18 protein-coding genes, 1 tRNA gene and 1 pseudogene are annotated in these 18,403 nt (G+C 65.4%); 7 read left to right on the top strand and 13 right to left on the bottom strand.

What is annotated here, in order from left to right; genetic code table 11:
* Both BH95_RS29280 and BH95_RS25380 read left to right on the top strand, forming a co-directional pair.
* Nucleotides 1-709, top strand: a pseudogene (locus BH95_RS29280) (hypothetical protein); the annotation flags it as partial.
* Between the two features lie 3 nt (nucleotides 710-712).
* Nucleotides 713-1,807, top strand: coding sequence for a hypothetical protein (locus BH95_RS25380; RefSeq protein ID WP_037184822.1), 1,095 nt, complete (start codon nucleotides 713-715; stop codon nucleotides 1,805-1,807).
* 166 nt (nucleotides 1,808-1,973) lie between these two features.
* Here BH95_RS25380 and BH95_RS25375 read toward each other — a convergent pair whose 3' ends face one another.
* The 6 genes from BH95_RS25375 to BH95_RS25350 form a co-directional block, all read right to left on the bottom strand.
* Nucleotides 1,974-2,777 carry a GIY-YIG nuclease family protein gene (locus BH95_RS25375; protein WP_037184819.1) on the bottom strand — a complete coding sequence of 268 codons (804 nt, stop codon included), beginning with the start codon at nucleotides 2,775-2,777 and terminating at the stop codon, nucleotides 1,974-1,976.
* Entirely contained in the window at nucleotides 2,777-3,919 is a 1,143-nt protein-coding gene (locus tag BH95_RS25370; protein ID WP_037184816.1) for a DNA cytosine methyltransferase, read from the bottom strand. The genes BH95_RS25375 and BH95_RS25370 overlap by 1 nt, the downstream gene beginning before the upstream one ends.
* Nucleotides 3,920-4,006: 87 nt before the next feature.
* Nucleotides 4,007-4,336, bottom strand: coding sequence for a hypothetical protein (locus BH95_RS25365; protein WP_037184813.1), 330 nt, complete (start codon nucleotides 4,334-4,336; stop codon nucleotides 4,007-4,009).
* Entirely contained in the window at nucleotides 4,333-4,596 is a 264-nt protein-coding gene (locus tag BH95_RS25360; protein ID WP_157773175.1) for a hypothetical protein, read from the bottom strand. The genes BH95_RS25365 and BH95_RS25360 overlap by 4 nt, the downstream gene beginning before the upstream one ends.
* Nucleotides 4,596-5,051: a hypothetical protein gene (locus tag BH95_RS25355; protein WP_037184808.1), complete on the bottom strand. Its 456-nt coding sequence runs from the start codon at nucleotides 5,049-5,051 to the stop codon at nucleotides 4,596-4,598. The genes BH95_RS25360 and BH95_RS25355 overlap by 1 nt, the downstream gene beginning before the upstream one ends.
* Before the next feature lie 293 nt (nucleotides 5,052-5,344).
* Nucleotides 5,345-5,800 carry a hypothetical protein gene (locus BH95_RS25350; RefSeq protein WP_037184805.1) on the bottom strand — a complete coding sequence of 152 codons (456 nt, stop codon included), beginning with the start codon at nucleotides 5,798-5,800 and terminating at the stop codon, nucleotides 5,345-5,347.
* A 54-nt stretch (nucleotides 5,801-5,854) separates the two neighbouring features.
* Between BH95_RS25350 and BH95_RS25345 the strand changes: the two genes are divergently transcribed.
* A tRNA-Lys gene (locus BH95_RS25345) sits at nucleotides 5,855-5,927 on the top strand.
* 4 nt (nucleotides 5,928-5,931) lie between these two features.
* On the opposite strand, the gene BH95_RS25340 is transcribed toward BH95_RS25345, so the two are convergent.
* Complete coding sequence (locus tag BH95_RS25340) at nucleotides 5,932-6,675, bottom strand: tyrosine-type recombinase/integrase (RefSeq protein WP_244165134.1); 744 nt, start codon at nucleotides 6,673-6,675, stop codon at nucleotides 5,932-5,934.
* Nucleotides 6,676-7,284: 609 nt separating this feature from the next.
* Here BH95_RS25340 and BH95_RS25335 point away from each other — a divergent pair.
* The 4 genes from BH95_RS25335 (at nucleotide 7,285) to phoU (ending at nucleotide 12,344) form a co-directional block, all read left to right on the top strand.
* Nucleotides 7,285-8,241, top strand: a complete 957-nt coding sequence (locus BH95_RS25335; RefSeq protein ID WP_019667341.1) for an acyl-ACP desaturase — start codon at nucleotides 7,285-7,287, stop codon at nucleotides 8,239-8,241.
* 151 nt (nucleotides 8,242-8,392) lie between these two features.
* Nucleotides 8,393-9,532 carry a tRNA dihydrouridine synthase DusB gene (gene dusB / locus BH95_RS25330; RefSeq protein ID WP_026348172.1) on the top strand — a complete coding sequence of 380 codons (1,140 nt, stop codon included), beginning with the start codon at nucleotides 8,393-8,395 and terminating at the stop codon, nucleotides 9,530-9,532.
* A gap of 150 nt (nucleotides 9,533-9,682) precedes the next feature.
* Nucleotides 9,683-11,596, top strand: a complete 1,914-nt coding sequence (locus BH95_RS25325; RefSeq protein ID WP_099052215.1) for an LCP family protein — start codon at nucleotides 9,683-9,685, stop codon at nucleotides 11,594-11,596.
* A 73-nt stretch (nucleotides 11,597-11,669) separates the two neighbouring features.
* Nucleotides 11,670-12,344 (top strand): phosphate signaling complex protein PhoU, encoded by a 675-nt coding sequence (gene phoU / locus BH95_RS25320; protein ID WP_019667345.1) that lies wholly within the window; start codon nucleotides 11,670-11,672, stop codon nucleotides 12,342-12,344.
* Between the two features lie 165 nt (nucleotides 12,345-12,509).
* On the opposite strand, the gene pstB is transcribed toward phoU, so the two are convergent.
* The 6 genes from pstB to BH95_RS25290 all read right to left on the bottom strand — a co-directional run bounded on the left by pstB (nucleotide 12,510) and on the right by BH95_RS25290 (nucleotide 18,373).
* Nucleotides 12,510-13,286: a phosphate ABC transporter ATP-binding protein PstB gene (pstB, locus tag BH95_RS25315; RefSeq protein ID WP_019667346.1), complete on the bottom strand. Its 777-nt coding sequence runs from the start codon at nucleotides 13,284-13,286 to the stop codon at nucleotides 12,510-12,512.
* Nucleotides 13,287-13,323: 37 nt separating this feature from the next.
* The gene (gene pstA / locus BH95_RS25310) at nucleotides 13,324-14,232 is read right to left on the bottom strand and encodes a phosphate ABC transporter permease PstA (RefSeq protein WP_020111542.1); all 909 of its coding nucleotides are present in this window, start codon (nucleotides 14,230-14,232) and stop codon (nucleotides 13,324-13,326) included.
* Between the two features lie 3 nt (nucleotides 14,233-14,235).
* Nucleotides 14,236-15,279: a phosphate ABC transporter permease subunit PstC gene (gene pstC, locus BH95_RS25305; RefSeq protein ID WP_020111543.1), complete on the bottom strand. Its 1,044-nt coding sequence runs from the start codon at nucleotides 15,277-15,279 to the stop codon at nucleotides 14,236-14,238.
* Nucleotides 15,280-15,382: 103 nt separating this feature from the next.
* Complete coding sequence (gene pstS, locus BH95_RS25300) at nucleotides 15,383-16,480, bottom strand: phosphate ABC transporter substrate-binding protein PstS (RefSeq protein WP_037184801.1); 1,098 nt, start codon at nucleotides 16,478-16,480, stop codon at nucleotides 15,383-15,385.
* A gap of 204 nt (nucleotides 16,481-16,684) precedes the next feature.
* Nucleotides 16,685-17,593, bottom strand: a complete 909-nt coding sequence (gene mshD / locus BH95_RS25295) for a mycothiol synthase (RefSeq protein WP_037164937.1) — start codon at nucleotides 17,591-17,593, stop codon at nucleotides 16,685-16,687.
* A gap of 6 nt (nucleotides 17,594-17,599) precedes the next feature.
* Entirely contained in the window at nucleotides 17,600-18,373 is a 774-nt protein-coding gene (locus BH95_RS25290; protein ID WP_033190675.1) for a winged helix-turn-helix transcriptional regulator, read from the bottom strand.
* Between the last annotated feature and the right edge of the window lie 30 nt (nucleotides 18,374-18,403).

The following is an 18,403-nucleotide window of genomic DNA, read 5'->3' as shown; positions in this document are numbered from 1 at the left end:
CTCGGTGACCGATGCGAGCGCGGCCGCGGACTCGGCGGCGGACTCGGCGACCGATGCGGGCGCGGCGGCGGATCGGGCGGAGGTTGCGGCCGATGCTGCGGAGCTGGGCGCGCCGGCCGGCGGATGGACGTCCGCGGAGTTGGCGGATCCGGTGCGGACTTCACTCGCTCGCGCCGATAACGCGCTACTCGATGCGCCGGCGACGGTGACGCTCGAAAACCTCGGCCCGGACGTCGCGCCGGCGTTCGATCAGGTCGTGTCCGACGCGATCCGGACGAAGGCGGACCTAGGGCCTAACGGGCAGCTCATCACGTCGCAGATTCCGGCGCTCTCGATCACGAGCCGGCACCGGGTGGCAAACCGGGCGGAACTTCTCGCGCTCGAGGCGGAGGAGGGCGACGTCGGGATCGTGCAGGCCGGCGACGTCGACCAGGGCTCTTACATGCTCGGCCCCGGGGATCCGGCGGACTTCGGATCGTGGGCGCTGCTGGTGGCTCCGGAGGACTCGGTGCAGTCGGTGAACGGCCAGGTCGGGCCGGTCAACCTCGGGCCGGAGGACGTCGGGGCCGCGCCGGCGGAGCACGGGCACGTGATCGAGGACGTCGCCGGCCTTCAGTCCGCGCTCGCGGCGCGGCTGCCTGCCCTCGTCGTCGACGAGCTGCCGGCGGATCCGGTCGCCGGTGTGCTCTACCTCGTGAAGGAGGCGTGAGCGATGCCGCTTCAGATCGACGGCCGGACAATCGGCGAGGTCTACGTCGGGCCGGATCCGATCGGCGAGGGCTGGGTGTGGGACGGTGCCGGCTGGCTTCAGGTGTTCTCGGCGGTGTCGCTTCCGACTGCGGCCGGCCTCGTGACCACATCGTCGGTGACGTACCCGCTGGACAGGGACAACGTAATGACAGGGTGGACGGTCGACCCGATGCGGCCGGAGACGGGTCTATTCGACAACGGGATCCGCTCGGACGGCGACGGGGTCGCGCACCTGGTGCTGAAGGGTTCCGTGGGCCGCACGAACGGAACGCAACGTGCATCGCTGACAGTGAACGGGGCGACGGTGGCGGCGGTAACGCTGTCGTCGGGTTCGTTCCGGGTGTCCGTCGACGTCGAGCTGTCCGCCGGCGACGTCGTGCGCGCGGTGTTCCGCCCGTCGAGTAGCTACTTCGGATCCGATCGGATCGAGTCCGGCGCGACGCTGGCGCTGCTGCCGTACTTCGAGGATCCAGCGATCGCGGTCGGCCGCGGGCCTATGTCTGCCGGCGACTCGTTCGCCGGGGCGTCGGGGAACATTACGTCGCGCGGCTGGCTCGATCGCGCGTACGGATCGACGACGTTCGACGCGTCGAATGGTGCGGTCTCGCCGGGCACAACGTCAGTTCGGGAAATGAACTGCTACGTTCTCGACGCTCCGCTACCCAGTGCGGACCATTGGGTGCGCGCACGCGTCGCGTCGCTGCCGTCCAGCTCGACGAAACTCGGCGTCGCCGCGCGCTTCGATATGGCGACCGATAATGCGATCCTCGGCAAGTTCGGCACGACGACGTGGGAAGTGCGGTACGGCGTAACGGACACGACGTCGACGGGGACGGTGCTCGCGTCCGGCGATCTGCCGGCGGCGCTCGCGGTCGGCGATTTCGTCGAGGTACGAACGGAGGCGGGCGTGCTGTGGCTGCTGGTCAACGGCTCAGTTGTGGAGCACGTACGCGTCGACGGCGTGGGGATCGCGGGCGATCGTGCGGGCGTCTCGATCGACAACCGTTCGGCCGGGTCGCTGACGCAATACGAGTCGGGGCCGGTGTCGGCTCGGTAAGGCTCGGCGTGTGCGCTGGGCCATGTCGTCGCCGGCCGGTAGTCTCGGCGGTGCGTTCTCCTTGGTTGGTGAACCTGCGAATATAAAGTCCGGATCCTCTCGGCGGGGGGTCCGGGCTTTTTCTTCGGCTGCGGCCGGGACTGTCGGTCGCAGGTTTACGTCGCGGCTATTCGCCCTCACCCTCGTCGTCGGTCGGATACAGCACTGACCCTATGAGACCTTCAACGGAGATAGCGTCGGCATCTGGTTCGAGTTCGCCCTCGGCTTCGTTGAACCTCTCGGCAGCCTTGAAAGCCAGCCGGACGGCTTGGATTACCAGGACTCGGCGGAGGCCTGCGGACACCTCGCCGCGCTCGTGGGCGACAGCGGCGAGGCGGGCTAGCGTTTCGGCCCGCCGGGCGATACGGACGTCGGGGTGGTCCCGTTCTGCGCGGGTTGTCTCTGACACGAGGTCGAACCGGTGGGACTCAGGCAGTTCGATCGGGTCGGAAACGGGTGGAATCTTCTCATTGAGGATTGCGCCAAACTTGCTGTCCTCGATGGCCTTCAAGTAGGCCGAGTACTCGTGGGCGTCCAGCAAAGCCTGCGCGGATTTGTATGCAGCCGCGTCGTCGCGCATTTTGGGCGTGTCCTCGAGACCCCAGAGAGGCCAGACCTCAAGGGCGGCGACCTCGAACACGTCCAGAATGCGCATCGCTACCGCATCGGTGCGTTGGTTCGTCAGGTGTCGGTTTAGCCGCGTTGCAAGGCTTTCCTTAGTCTGCCCAACATAGATCGGCTCGCCGTCGTAGTCGTAGAAGGCGTACACGCCCCACTTCGCCGAGGTGATTCGGCGGTTCTCGTTGTCAGTTGCTTTCTTCGCTTCGTCAAAGAGGGACCGAAACTCCCGGACAAGGTCGGCGGGGAGGTCTTTCTTCTTGGGCTTCGTCTTCGCCGGGCCGGCGGTCCGCGGCTTGCTCGTGCTCGCCATTACTGAACCTTCGCTTGACGATCCGATCGAGAGGCGAACTCTCCATTTATCAGCGGTTTCAGGTAGTGCTCGGCTAGCCACTCGACTGCGGGCACGGCCACGGCGTCACCAAATGCGAACTGCACCTGCGAATCCCGGAAACCGTCGATGTTGTACGCCCCGGCTCCCATCAGCGCGGCATACTCTGCTCCGGTCATCCACCGAACCTTCAGTTTGCCGTAACCCATCCGGACGACAGCCTGTTTTGACGATCCGCCGCGCGGTGTTCGTAAGCATCCGGCAACCTCGTCGGGTCGCATCTCCCAGACGGCGATACCACCGCGGGTTCGTCGATAAGCGGTGCGCCATTGGTACCGCTGCCGCTGTCGGCGAAGCTGGTCCAATCGGCTCCGCTGTACCCCCGACATGGATTCGACGAAAGCGGATACGCGGCCCTCGTCCCACCAACGTGGGTCGTCGTTGTCCAGGCGTTCGACTGTGCCGCCGAGACCGCCGGTGACGTGGGCGGGCGGGTTCGGCAAGCCTGCTCGGTGCATAACGAGGGTCGGGTCGTTAAAGAATGCCTCTGTCCAACCTGGCCGCAAGGGGTGCTCAGTTTCCTGTGTCTCAACGGGCTCACGGGAACCGACCAGGAACAAGCGGGGCCGTGACTGGGGCACGAATCGACGTGCGTCGATAGCGAGTATGTCCATTGAGTATCCGAGTTCGTTAAACTCCTTTATTGCAGCGGTGAGGTCGTCTCCGCCGTGCGAGGTCGACAGGCCGATGACATTCTCAAGAACAAGGGCCGTAGGCCGCTCCTCCTCCTTCATCGCCCCCAGGACACCGGTGAACGCGTAGAAGGCCGACGACTGCACGCCGGCTAACCCGGTGCGATTGCCAGCTAGTGACAGGTCGGTGCATGGTGACGATGCCCAAGCGAGTTCGACGCGGGGCAGGTCCGCGGCGTCAACGTCGTTGATGTCGCCGACGACCATCACGTCGTCGCCGAACTGCGCGCGGTACATCGCCGCTTTGTCTGGCGAAATGTCGTTGGCCCAAGCCGTTTCAAACCCGGCGAGATCGAGGCCCATACGAGCGAGACCGACGCCTGCGAAGAACTCGAGGACCTGGGGGCGAGACCGGAGCTGAACCACAGACATGTGATTACAGTAAACCGTTACGCAATGTGCGCACCCAACATCCCGCTTGAAGCCCTGTGGGCCGCTAAATGCTGGGCGCTCGCGCAGCTATCGACGGCGGTCACGAATCTGATACATGCGCGGTTTCGACAGGCCAGCAGCGGCGGCGACGTCCGACGCGGTGATGCCGGCGGCGAGAGCTTCGCGCACGAGCTGGTCCCGGTGCTCTTCGGCGGCCGCGGCGATCGCGCGGGCCTCGGCGCGTTGGCCGGCCGCGGTGCGGATCTTCGCGAGCAGTGCCTCGTCCGGGTCCGCGGGCGCGTCGATCGGGTGATTCTGCGTCATAGTTCCGTCCCGGTGCAGGGTGAAGTGTGCCAACGGTGGCAGGAGTTGCACCAGGTCGGAATCGTAGTCGAATCCGTCGTCGTCGCGGGTCACAGCCGCGCCGCGATCGATCGGGCGGCTTCGCGGGCACGCGCGGCGTGCTCGTCGGCGCGGTCGCTGCCGGCCAGTGTGGCGAAGTACTCGGCGAGCGTCGCAGCTTGCCGTGCGGCGTTCACGTTGACGATTGACGGAATCGCGGACAGCTCGTCGGCGCGTAGGTGTTCCTCGGCGTGGTCGGCGCACTCGCGGGCGTTCTCTGTGTAGGAGGCGAGCCGGGCCGCGGTCTCGTTGTTCGCGATGTGGTAGGCGTTCATCATCTGCCCTCTCGCGCTGCGGTGTCGATCCAGTCGCGACGTTCGCGCCAGGTGAGTTCGTACCATGAGCGCATTTCGCGGGCGTCGGCGTGAAGGTCGAACGCGCGTCGGCCGGCCAGCTCCTCGTCGCCGCCGATGACGCGGCGGTGTTTCAGCTCCGCGGCGTAGGCAATCCGGACGCGTTCGCGCGTTTCGCCGGCGAGTCCGTCGCCGGCGCGCTTCGCGGTCGATGCCGCGGCCGATATGCGCGCGAATGCCATTGCGAGCGCGTCAGTTCCGTACACGTTCGGAATTACCTCGCCGGTCGCGGCGATCGTGTTCTCGACGGCGTGGAGCAGAGTTCGCGGCGCAAGCGATCCGGCGGCGACGTCGCGCAGTCGGGCGTGCAGCTCGCGGGAGTCCTCGCGGATCTGCGCGGCGATTGCGTCGCGCTCGGCGTCTGTCGGGTCGTGCATTGTGCGGTCCTCTCGGTCGTGCGGGCGGTTCTGCGGCTGGCGGGGCGGGTGCATCGGGGGCACGGTCCATCTGTCGGGTTGTAAGTCCAGTCGCACCGGGTGCAGTGCGCGGGCGTCGCGTCGCGGGGGCTGGTCCACATGGCGGTCCTATCGGCGGGTTCGGTGGTACCCCTAAAGTATAGCGCGCTATAACGCATTAAGTACAGCGGAAACGCGCTATAAAACGGACAATGCCGGCCGGCGGAAGGGGTGGGGCATTCCGCCGGCCGGCGGGCCGAATTGGGCGGGGCCGACTACTGCGGAGCCGTCGCGGAGTCCGGGCAGGCGTACTTCATGCCGGCCGCGACGAGCTGAACGGCCATCGCTTGCGTGACGTCCGGGACAGTCGACACCTCGGACACGGCATCCTCGAGCGGCCGGGGATCGCCGGACATGCGCTCGCGAGCGACGGCCATGCACACGTGCCGGGCCTGATTGACCGACGCGGGCACCGACGCCGGCGCGCCGGTGATTACCTCGATGCTCTGCATGTAGCCGACGAGGGCGCGATTCGCGGCCGCGCGCGGTCCGGAGAAGTCCGTCGCCGGCGCAGTCCGCGCGGTTACCTCGTCGGACTCGTTCGGCGAATGGTGTTCCGTGACCATCGTTCGGACGTCCGGGGACGAGAACATTTGCGTGAGCATCACCGCGCCGCCGGTGTAACAGGCGGCGGCAAGCACGAGGAGGATTCGGACAAGGTATTTCTGCATAGGGCGGGGTCTTTCATGGTTGGCGCGGGGCGTCCGCTATTGTCTTTTGCGTTCGCCCCTGTAGCTCAGTTGGTAGAGCAGCGGACTTTTAATCCGCGGGTCCACGGTTCGAGGCCGTGCGGGGGCACTCGTCAGACGGTTACGCCGGCCTCGGCCGGCGTGATCGCACGCCACGGGTCGAGCTTGTTAATGCCCTCGACGCGGCGTTTGCTCGATACCTTGGTGTATATCTGCGTTGTTGCGAGGCTCGCGTGCCGTAGCAATTCCTGCGCGGTGCGGAGGTCGACGCCGGAGTCGACGAGCGTCGTTCCGAACCAGTGCCGGAGACTGTGCGGAGTGCCGGGAACCTCGGCGCGGCGCATGACGCCGGCGATGATATCCGACACCGATTTCGAGCGGACGCACGTTCCGGGCACGGCGGCGCGGGAGTTAGCGGGGAACCAGTAGCCGCGGCGCGGTAGTTCTCGGGCGACCTCGGCGACGAGCGGGTGCAGCGGCAGCTCGTCGACCACTCCCCCTTTACCGACGACGTGGAGGATTCCGGCGATCAGGTCGACGTCCTCGCCCTTTACCTTGGCGATTTCATGGACGCGTAGCCCTTCAAGTGCGGCGAGAAGGATCATTGCGCGAGTCTTGGCGTGCATCCGGGTAGCTAGTAGTCGGTTCATGTGCTGGTCGTCGATCGGTCGAGGACGTCGGCGGGGCGTCCTCGGCGCGGGGATCTTCACCAGCGGGTTGTCGTCGCGGAGGTCCTGGGACTGTAGCCAGTCGAACCACGCTTTCAGGTATCCGTGATACGTCGCACGAGTGCTGGCGGACCACTGTCCGCCGGCGAGCCATTCGGCGATCTGGCCGGCGGCGACCTCGTGGGGCACTGTGCCGCAATGAGTTTCGAGTGATCGCAATACCCGGAGGCGTTCGTCGATAGTGACGGGCCGGAGCGATCGGGCTTGCATGAATGTCCGCCAGATTCCGGCGGGTGTTGCAGGTGGGTAGATGTGCCTCGGGGTTTCTTCGCGTAACTGCATATCGCCGAACACTTTAAGCACCCTTTACTTTACAGTTCAAACTACTTTTGAGTAGGTTCGATTTCGGGCCTAAAGCTCGTTTTGCGGTCTTTTTGCCGACCAGATCGAGGGTTAATTGCGAGGTTTCAGAGGTTCCGCTCTTGTAATCCGCAGGTCGTAGGTTCGAGTCCTACTGGGGGCACTTCACCACCTCTCCCGCCACCGGGCCGAGCGGTATGTCGCATCGGGTCGCCGACGGATTCGCAGCGCACTCCCAGCTACGAGTACGCACACTTCCGAGGTGCACGGTCGTACACTCGGTAACGGTTCGACTTCGGGGAACGAACACACCCTTCGGGGGATTCTCCGACAAATCAGCCGGTGACGTGCCGCGCCCAGCGAACTCAGCGGAGTTCACAGCGTGGTTACGGTGCCGTAAGCTCGAGACCGTTGTCCGCAATGTATGGAGGCTATGTAATGGCGAGGGATCTGACACAGCTGGAGCTGCTCCAGGAGCTCGTTCCGGTTGCGGAAGACAACGTCAACCGGCACATGTCCATGGCGAAGGAGTGGCATCCCCACGACTACGTGCCGTGGGACGAAGGCCGCAACTTCGCCGAACTCGGTGGCATCGACTACGACCCGGAGCAGAGCAAACTGTCCGAGGTCGCCAAGGCCGCGATGATCACGAACCTCCTCACGGAGGACAACCTGCCGTCGTACCACCGCGAGATCGCGGAGAACTTCTCGCAGGACGGCGCCTGGGGCACCTGGGTAGGCCGGTGGACCGCCGAGGAGAACCGTCACGGCATCGTCATGCGTGACTACCTCGTCGTGACCCGCGGGGTCGATCCCGTTGCCCTCGAGCAGGCGCGCATGATCCACATGACCAACGGATTCGCCTCTCCCGCCGGTTCGCAGACGGGTCTTCTTCACTCCGTCTCGTACGTGACGTTCCAGGAGCTCGCGACGCGCGTGTCGCACCGCAACACCGGCAAGGTCTGCGACGACCCCATCGCCGACCGCATGCTCCAGCGCATCGCGGCGGACGAGAACCTGCACATGATCTTCTACCGCAACATCAGCGCTGCGGCCCTCGACATCGCACCGGATCAGACGCTGGACGCGCTGTCGGACATCGTCATGAACTTCCAGATGCCCGGCGCCGGGATGCCGAACTTCCGCCGCAACGGTGTGTTGATGGCCAAGCACGGCATCTACGACCTGCGTCAGCACCTCGAGGACGTCGTGTGGCCGGTGCTCCGCAAGTGGCGCATCTTCGAGCGCGACGACTTCACCGGACGCGGCGAGAACAAGCGTGAAGAGCTGGCCGCGTTCCTCGAGGACCTCGAGAAGCAGGCGACGAAGTTCGAGGAAATGCGCGATCGCTCGCTCGCTCGCGAGGCGAAGAAGGCAGAGAAGCAAGCTTCCTGATTTCGAGCTTCCTGATCCACAGACCAGCGAGCGAAGCCCTACACCTCGACCGCGGTGTAGGGCTTCGCTCGTGAATCCGACAGGCAGCACCGCAGGCTCCGCTGCCGGCCGACAGACCATCTCCGAGAAGAACACGAACGAGGCTTCACCCATGACATTGCGGATCGGTTCACTCGAACTCCGAAGCCCAGTGGTACTGGCACCGATGGCCGGTGTGACCAACGTGGCATTCCGCACCCTGTGCCGCGAGCAGGAACTCGAGCGCGCAGGCAGCACCTCGGGTCTGTACGTCTGCGAGATGGTGACCGCGCGCGCACTCGTCGAACGCCAGCCCGCCACGATGCACATGACCACATTCGGACCGACCGAGACGCCCAGGTCACTCCAGCTCTACACCGTCGACCCGGACACGACGTACGCGGCCGCGAAGATGATCGTCGACGAGAACCTCGCCGACCACATCGACATGAACTTCGGCTGCCCGGTTCCCAAGGTCACCAGAAAAGGTGGCGGCGCGGCACTGCCGTACAAGCGCAACCTGTTCGGAAGAATCGTCGCTGCGGCCGTGAAAGCCACTGAGGGAACCGATGTTCCGGTGACGGTCAAGTTCCGCGTCGGCATCGACGAGGAGCACCACACCCACCTCGACGCCGGACGAATCGCAGCCGCCGAAGGCGCCGCCGCTGTCGCACTGCATGCGCGGACGGCGTCGCAGCGGTACTCCGGCACCGCGGACTGGACGCAGATCGCACGCCTGAAGGAACACGTCACCGACGTGCCGGTCCTCGGCAACGGCGACATCTTCTCGGCGTCGGACGCTGTCCGAATGATGGCCGAAACCGGTTGTGACGGTGTGGTCGTCGGTCGCGGATGCCTCGGCAGGCCGTGGCTCTTCGCCGAGCTCAGCGCTCGGTTCGCCGGCCGCGAGGAACCCACTGCACCGACGCTGGGCGAGGTGGCCGTCGTCATCAGGCGGCACGCCGAGCTCCTGGCGGAACACCACGGGGAGGACAGAGGCCTGCGCGAGCTCCGCAAGCACGTCGCCTGGTACCTACGCGGCTTCCCCGCCGGCTCGGACCTCCGGGTGTCCATGGCGTTGGTCAAGACCCTTCCCGAGCTCGACGACCTACTGGGACAACTGGACCCGTCGGTACCTTTCCCGAAGGACGCCGAAGGTCCTCGTGGTCGCCAGGGCTCTCCCGGTGCGGTGTCACTGCCGGAGGGGTGGCTCGACGACCCGGAGGACATCTCGGTCCCGGCGGGCGCAGACCTCATGCATTCCGGAGGCTGACCTGCACCGACGCCCGGCCGAACGTACTGAAGTGGACCACATCGAATTCCTCAGTATCATTGCTGGGATCGCCCGATCGACGGCGAGAAGATGTGTTCGAGGAAGGTCAGGTTCGAATCCGTGGTTGACGATCGAGATTCGGGCTCTTCCATGTCCGACGGTCGCGCGCCGTGGGAACGACCGATCTCGCGAATCCACAACCCCGAGTCCGAGTCCGTTCGGCCTTCCGCCGCGCCGAGGCCACAGGCTTCGGAACCCGACCCCGAACCCGAGCCCGAGCAGGAATCGAACGGCGGTCTGCTGAAGAGATTCGGTAAGAAGCCGTCCGGCAAGTCGGACGCCGTGTCCGTCGCCGAGCTCATGGATCGCGATTCCGAGGACGAGCGCCCGGCACCGCGCACGCCCAGAGAGTCGACCGCAGAACGCGCTCGACGGGAGCCCGACGTCGAGGCCCCCACCGAGAAGATCGATCCGATCACGGACAGCACACCTCCCCCGGTGACCGCGCTCCCGGAAGCAGTCGGTGTACCCGCCGAGTCGCGCCCCGCGCTGACCCGTCTCGCGATGAGCAAGGTGCGCCGCCGCAAGCGCATGCAGAACATGGCTCGAGGCTTGGTGTCGATCATCGCCATTCTGTCCGTGGCACTGACCGGTGTCGTCTGGGGCTACCTCCGAAGCACCGACCGCGGATTCGCTCAGGTTGCCGCGCTCGACCCCAACTCCACCGACGTCGTCGACGCCGACGGGCAGTACGGCGACGAGACGTACCTGATCGTGGGAACCGACACCAGGGCCGGTGCCAGCGGCGAGATCGGCGCCGGAACCGTCGAGGACGCCGAGGGCGCCCGATCGGACACCGTGATGCTGGTCAACATCCCGGCCGACCGTAGCCGCGTCGTCGCCGTGTCCTTTCCTCGCGACCTCGACGTCGAACGCCCCGAATGCGAAGCGTTCGACAACGACACCAACAGCTACACCGGTGAGATGTACCCGGCTGCCGATGGAGACAAGCTCAACGCCACCTACGCACTCGGCGGACCGAAGTGTCTCGTGAAGACCATCCAGAAGATCTCGGGCCTGAGAATCGGCCACTTCGTCGGTATGGACTTCGCCGGCTTCGAGTCGATGGTCGACGAAATCGGCGGAGTCGACGTCTGCACGGCGCAACCTCTCGTCGACTACGAGCTGGGCACCGTCCTCCCCAATGTCGGTGAACAGAGGATCGACGGCAGAACCGCACTGAACTATGTCCGTGCACGGCACGTCGACACCGAAGGCAACGGCGACTACGGGCGTATCAAACGCCAGCAGCGATTCCTGTCGTCACTGCTGAGGTCCGCACTGTCCAACCAGGTCCTTCTCGATCCCGGCAAGCTCAACGGCTTCGTCAGCGCGTTCACCCGGGACACCTTCGTCGAGAACGTCAAGACGCAGGACCTCATCACGCTCGGACGTTCGTTGCAGAACGTCGACGCAGGCGCCGTCACGTTCCTCACGCTTCCGACGGACGGCACCAACGAATGGGGCAACGAGATCCCCGTCGACAGCGCCATCGCAGCCCTGTTCCGAGCGATCATCGACGACCTCCCCCTCCCCGGAGAGGAACGCTCCGAGCCGACGCCCGCTCCCGAGTCCCCCGCAGAGCCGTCGGTCCCCACACTCGCCGTCGACCCGGCGACCGTCTCCGTGCAGGTCTCGAACGCCTCGGACACCGCCGGCATGGCTGCCACCGCGTCGAGCGAGCTCGCGTCCTACGGCTTCCAGATTCTCGACGTCGGCAACTTCGTCGGTTCTGCGGCGCAGACCGTCGTACGTTTCTCGCCCGGTCAGGAATCGGAGGCTGCTACCGTCGCCTCCGCCATACCCGGAGCCGTCATCGAACAGTCCGCTGGTCTGGACAGCGTGGTCGAGGTCGTCCTCGGCGCCGACTACCCCGGCTACACCACCGCACCGACGGTCTTCGGACAGCCGATCGAAGCCACCCAGGTCGAGGGCAGCACGGAAGCTCCGGCACTCCCCGAGAACCTCGCTTTCACCAACGCCGCCGACGACACCTGCGCCTAGTGCGAATCCATTCATGCCCCGTTCACCCGGCGGACCATGAATGGATCTGTGTGACGCACTAAACTTGCGCCTTATGCGCGTCGCCTACAACGAACAGATGAACGATTTGGCCGATACCCTCGGCGAGATGGCCACCTTGGCCGGCTCCGCCATGGACAAGGCCACCCAATCCCTCCTCCAAGCCGACCTCGTTCTCGCCGAACAGGTCATCTCCGATCACGACAAGATCACCGACCTCAGCGCGGTATGCGAGGAAAAAGCGTTCTCCCTGCTCGCCCTGCAGGCACCGGTCGCCGGTGATCTGCGTTCGGTGGTCTCCGGAATCCAGATCGTCGCCGACATCGACCGCATGGGCGCCCTCGCCCTGCACGTCGCCAAGATCACGCGCCGACGCCACCCCGCCCACGCCCTGCCCGAAGAGGTCAACGGCTACTTCGCCGAAATGGGACGCATCGCAGTTCAGCTCGGCGCATCCGCCCGCGAGGTCCTCGAAACCCGCGACCCCGAACGCGCCGCCAAGCTGCGTGAAGAAGACGAGGCAATGGACGACCTCCACCGCCACCTCTTCACCGTCCTCATGGACCGCGAATGGCAGCACGGCGTTGCCGCAGCCGTCGACGTCACACTCCTCGGCCGGTTCTACGAGCGCTTCGCCGACCACGCCGTCGAGGTCGGCCGCCGCGTGATCTTCCTGGTGACCGGCGAACTGCCCGTCGACCTGAACGCACCCAAGCTCAGCAACTCCTGATCGTTCTTCCGTCTACCTCCGGAGCGAATGTGCCGTTCGGTCAGTCTGAGTGACCGAACGGCACGTTCGCTCCACACACCCCGGTCGAACTCGCTTCCAGCGTCCACGCGCAACGAGAAAACCCCCGACTGCTCTGGGCAGTCGGGGGTTTTTCCGTAGTGCAGGTTATCCGAAGCGACCGGAGATGTAGTCCTCGGTGGCTTTCTGGCTGGGGTTGGAGAAGATCTTCTCCGTGTCGTCGATTTCGATGAGCTGGCCGGGCTTGCCGGTGGCTTCGAGGTTGAAGAATCCGGTCTGGTCGCTGACGCGTGCGGCCTGCTGCATGTTGTGCGTCACGATGACGATGGTGAAGTCTTTCTTGAGTTCACCGATGAGGTCTTCGATGGCGAGGGTGGAGATCGGGTCGAGGGCCGAGCAGGGCTCGTCCATCAGCAGTACGTCGGGCTGGACGGCGATGGCGCGGGCGATGCACAGGCGCTGCTGCTGGCCGCCGGAGAGTCCGCCGCCTGGCTTGTCGAGGCGATCTTTGACCTCGTTCCAGAGGTTCGCACCTTTGAGGGAACGCTCGGCGATTTCGTCGAGCTCCTTCTTGCTCTTGCCGCCCTGCAGCTTGAGGCCTGCGACGACGTTGTCGCGGATGGACATCGTCGGGAACGGGTTGGGGCGCTGGAAGACCATGCCGATGGTGCGTCGCACACCGACGGGGTCGACGCCTGCGCCGTAGATGTCCTCGCCGTCGAGCAGGACGGAGCCTTCGACGCGTGCGCCGGGAGTGACCTCGTGCATGCGGTTGAGGGAGCGGAGGACTGTCGACTTACCGCAGCCGGACGGTCCGATGAAGGCGGTGACGCCGCGCGGCGGGACTGCGAGGGTGACGTTCTGCACGGCGTGGAATTTGCCGTAGTAGATGTTCACGTCTTTGAGGTCGAGACGTTTTGCCATGGTCGGCTCCTGAAGTTTCGGGGTGGGCGTGTGACGGTCAGACGTTCTTCGGCGAGAAGAACTTCGAGACCAGCTTTGCGCCGATGTTGAGCAGGGCAATGATCAGGATCAGCGTCAGGGCTGCTCCCCACATGCGCTCGGAGGTGAGCGCGCCGGTTCCTGCTTTCTGCAGGTCGACCATCATGAGCGGCAGGGACGTCTGCGGCCCGGAGAACAGGTTGAAGTTGATCGCCGTGGCGGATCCCACCAGGATCAGCACCGGTGCGGTCTCTCCCATGACGCGGGCCAGGGCGAGCATGATGCCGGTGACGATGCCGGACAGTGCCGTCGGGACGACGATCTTGGCGATGGTCTTCCACTTGGGTACGCCGAGGGCGTAGGACGCCTCACGCAGGTCCTGAGGAACGATGCGGAGCATCTCCTCGGAGGACCGCACGATGACGGGAATCATCAGCAGGACGAGAGCGAACGACACGGCGAGGCCGGACCGTTCGAAGCCGAACGTGGCGATCCACAGTGCGTAGATGAACAGGGCTGCGACGATGGACGGAACACCGGTGAGGATGTCGACCATGAAGGTGGTCAGGCGAGCCAACCGCGTACCCGCACCGTATTCGACGAGGTAGATCGCGACGAACACGCCGATCGGGATGGAGATCAGGGCGCAGAACAAGCCTTGCGTCAGGGTTCCGACGATGGCGTGGTAGGCGCCACCACCGGCGATGAACTGGGTGATGCCTGCCTGCGAGTTCTGCCACCACGTCGGGGAGACGACGGCGGAGAGCCCGCGTGAGATCACCGTGTACAGAACCCAGACCAGCGGCACGAGCGCGATGAGGACGGCCAGGCTGACGAGGACGGTGGCAGCGCCGTTCGAGAACTTGCGACGCGCACTGACGCCCTTGAACGTGGGCTCTTTGACCGGGCGATCCATGGTTGCGGTCATGGCCTAGTCCTTCTTTCCTGCGATCGCGGCGCGAGCGCCTGCGTTGACCACGAAGGTGAGTACGAAGAGCACGAGGCCTGCGGCGATGTAGGCGCCGGCCTGCAGCTGGTTGTTGAACTCGCCTGCGGCAAGGGCAATCTTGGTCGCGAACGTGCTGCCACCGTCGAACAACGTCCATCCGAAGCTCGACTGGACGCTGCGGATGATGATGTACAGGGCGATGGTCTCACCGAGGGCGCGCCCGAGGCCGAGCATCGAGCCGGAGACGAAGCCGGACTTGCCGAACGGGATGACGGTGGTGCGAACGACTTCCCAGCGAGTGGCGCCGAGGGCGAGTGCAGCCTCGATCTGTCCGCGCGGAGTCTGTACGAACACCTCGCGGGTCACCGCGGCGATGATCGGCAGGATCATCACGGCCAGCACGATGCCGCCGGTGAAGATGGTGCCGCCGCCCGCGATGGACACCGAACCGGTGGAGAACAGCGGGAACCAGCTCAGGTTCTCGTTCAGCCACTCGGCGAACGGGCTGATGGCGGGAGCAAGCACGTAGAGGCCCCAGAGGCCGAACACGATCGAGGGAACCGCGGCGAGCAGGTCGATGACGTAACCGAGTGGGCCTGCGACCTTCTTCGGCGCGTAGTTGGTCAGATAGATCGCGATTCCCAGTGCCACGGGCATGGCCAGGATCAGCGCGAAGATCGACACGGTCGCGGTCACCAGGAACAGGTCGCGAATACCGAAGATCATCGCGGAGGTGTTCGAGGTGTTCCACTGGCCGTTGTAGGTCAGGAAGTTGACCGTGTTGTTCTGCAACGACGGGATCGCGCGCCACAGCAGGAACACGCCGATGGCCGCGATGAGAACGATGACGAAGACACCCGAGCCCGTGGCGAGGGTGGAGAAGATCCGGTCACCTGGGCGCGTGACGGTGCCGCCCTTGGCTTTTTTGTCGGGCAATTGCTTGGGTTCTTCCGTGTTCCGCGGCACGCCGCCCGCGGAAATGCTCGCCGCAGATGGTTCGCCGGTGATCGAGTGGGTGTCGCTCATACCGCTCACGTCTCTCGTTTGGTGGCTTAGAGAGACGGGAGTCCCACCCGGGCGCCGCGGCTGTTGCTCGCGGCGCCCGAAGCGGGGTCTCGTCTCAATTGAATCAGGCGATCGCGTTGATCGCCGTCTCGAGGCGTTCCTTGAAGGACTCGGGCAGCGGGACATATCCGGCTTCCTCGAGGCCCTGCTGGCCTTCGTTCGCTGCGCTCAGCAGGAACGACTTGACTGCTGCGGAGGTGTCGGCGTCGTAGCCGGCGGAGCAGACGATCTCGTAGGTGGCGAGAACCAGCGGGTAGCTGTCCGCTGCGTTCGACGCGTAGAGAGCGTCGATGTCGATTGCGAGGTCGTTGCCTTCACCGGAGAACTCGGCGGTGTCGATGGCTGCGCCTGCGGTCTCGCTGGACAGCTCGACGGGTCCGTTGCCGAAGTCGACCGCGGCGGTGCCGAGGCTTTCCTGGTCGGCGAAGCCCTTCTCGACGTAGGTGATGGAACCGGGGGTGGCTGCTACGGCCTGAGCGACGCCCGAGGATCCGTTGGCGCCTTCACCGACTCCACCGGCCCAGTCCGAGCTGTGGTCGAGGGTCCATGCCTCGGGTGCGGCTGCGGAGAGGAAGCGCTGGAAGTTGTCGCTGGTGCCCGAGGAATCGGAGCGGTAGATCGGGGTGATCGGGGTGGACGGCAGGGTCGCACCCTCGTTCAGTGCGGCGATCGCCGGGTCGTTCCACGTGGTGATCTGGCCGGTGAAGATACGTGCGGCGACGTCCGGGCTGACGACGAGGTTGTCGACGCCTTCGACGTTGTAGGCAACGGCGATCGGGCCGAAGACGAGGGGGAGGTTCCATGCCGGGTTGCTCTGGCAGCGCTCGGCTGCTGCTGCGGCCTGCTCGTCCTTGATGGTCGAGTCGGAGCCGGCGAAGTCGACGAGGCCCGCGACGAACTGGGTACGGCCGTTACCGGAACCGCTGGTCGTGTACTCGACGGCCTGCCCGGCGCAGACACCGGAGTAGATGGACGTGAAGTTGGACATCGCGTTCTGCTGAGCAGACGATCCTTCACCGGTCAGAGGGGTCTTGCCCTCACACGTTGCTGCCGAGTCCGTGCCCGCAGCAGATTCGACGTTCGCGTCACTGCCACATGCGGTCAGCAGCATGGCGCCGATCGCCACTGCGCCTACGAGAGACGCGCTGCGCTTGAGCTTCACCTGTTTCCTCCGGGGAATCTTGTGCCGTGTCTCGTGTCCGCACTCGGGTCGTGCGTGTCACGAGGATCGAGGTGCCGGCCCGTTTGTCGTTCCTCGCACCGGGCGGCGTCGGCGCCACCCGCTGGAAAAGGTAAGGGCCGCCGGTGGACGGCTACCCCCGGGTTGGTTAACGGAAGATGAACAGAGTGGGCTGTATGTCCGGTTCTACGGACGTGCGTAGGCGACGTCGGTATGGAAACGCGTGAAACCGAGTCGCTCGTAGGTGTGCACGGCGGCAGCATTGTCCGCTTCGACGTACAGGAGTACGTCTCGCAAATCCCTGCCACGCAGGTAGTGCAGGCCCGCAAGCGTCAGCACTCGGCCGAGCCCTCGGCCCTGAGCCTCGGGGTCGATGCCGACGACGTAGACCTCGCCGATCTCGTCTTCCCCCGCCTCGGCGGGGTGGACCTTGGTCCAGTGGAAGCCGAGGAGCGTGTCGGTCCCCTCCTCGAACGCGAGGAACACTCCGGCCGGGTCGAACCAGGCCTCGTCACGCCGTTCGGCGATGTCCTTCTCGGTCCATCCACCCTGCTCGGGGTGCCACGAGAACGCCGCGTTGTTGACGCGGAGCAATTCCGCGTCGTCCTGATGCCCTCGATACGTCCGAAGCGAAACATTGTCCGGCACAGTGACGTCCGGCAACGCAGGCTCGGCGAGCGGACGCCTGAGCTGAAGCAACTCGCGAGCGACCGACAGCCCGAGCGTGGACGCCAATGCCCGTGCGGCATCGATGTTTCCGTGCGCCCAGATCCGGGCCCCGGCCCCGCCGTCGGCGAAGGATCGGTCGATCAACTGTGTTCCGATTCCGCGAGTGCGGAACTCCGGGTCCACCACGATCTCGGTCATCGTGGGCGATCCGGGAGCGGTGCCCGCGTACCCGACGACGCGTGAACCGGCCGTCGCGACCAGATGGGTCGTGTCGTCGCCGGATCCGACGGATTTCAGTGCCTGTTCGGACAGCGGCGCCGTGCCGTCGACCTCGGTTGCGCGTGCGGCGATCGCCCGGATCTCGTCGACGACGTCTGGCGCCATCTCCGCGGAATCGATGCGAGCGATATCGATCGAGAGAGTCATCGTCGGTCAGTTCGTACTTCCGTTTGTCGCGCCGCCCAGTGAACTGAACTCGGCGCTGTCCGATTCGTTGTCGTCGTCGCCGTCGGGAGTCGCCGGGCCTCCCTTGGAGCTACGGCTGGGTCGCACGGCCTTGTAGCCGACGTTGCGGACGGTGCCGATGAGCGACTCGTATTCGCTTCCCAGCTTGGCCCGCAGACGCCGGACGTGGACGTCGACGGTTCTGGTGCCTCCGAAGAAGTCGTATCCCCACACTTCCTGGAGCAGCTGGGCACGGGTGAAGACACGTCCCGCATGCTGGGCCAGGTATTTGAGGAGTTCGAATTCCTTGTAGGTGAGGTCCAACGGTCGACCGCGCAACCGGGCCGTGTAGGTGCCCTCGTCGATGACGAGCTCACCGAGCGTGATCTTGCCCGATGCCTCGGGACTCGCGATGCCGCCCGACCTGCCCACGAGGAGCCGCAACCGCGCGTCGATCTCGGCGGGGCCGGTCCCGGGGAGCAGGATGTCGTCGAGACCCCACTCGGAGTTGACCGCGACGAGGCCGCCTTCGGTGAGCACCGCGACCACCGGAATCGCGGAACCGGTGCTACCGAGCAGCCGGCACAGTCCGCGCGCTGCGGCGAGGTCGGTACGGGCGTCCACCAGCGCGATGTCCGCGGAACCTGCCTCGAGCAGCGAGGAGACCTCGGTCGGAGCGGGCCGCACGTGGTGAGCCAACAATGCCAAAGACGGCAGTACGGCCTCCGGGTTCGGATCGGAGGTCAGAAGCAAGAGCTCCATTCAGCCTCCATTCTTACCGCTGTCACTCAA

Source organism: Rhodococcoides fascians A44A (genome assembly GCF_000760735.1).
GTDB lineage: Bacteria > Actinomycetota > Actinomycetes > Mycobacteriales > Mycobacteriaceae > Rhodococcoides > Rhodococcoides fascians_E.
The sequence above is the reverse complement of the archived record's forward strand: the minus strand, read 5'-3'. Positions and strand labels throughout refer to the sequence as shown.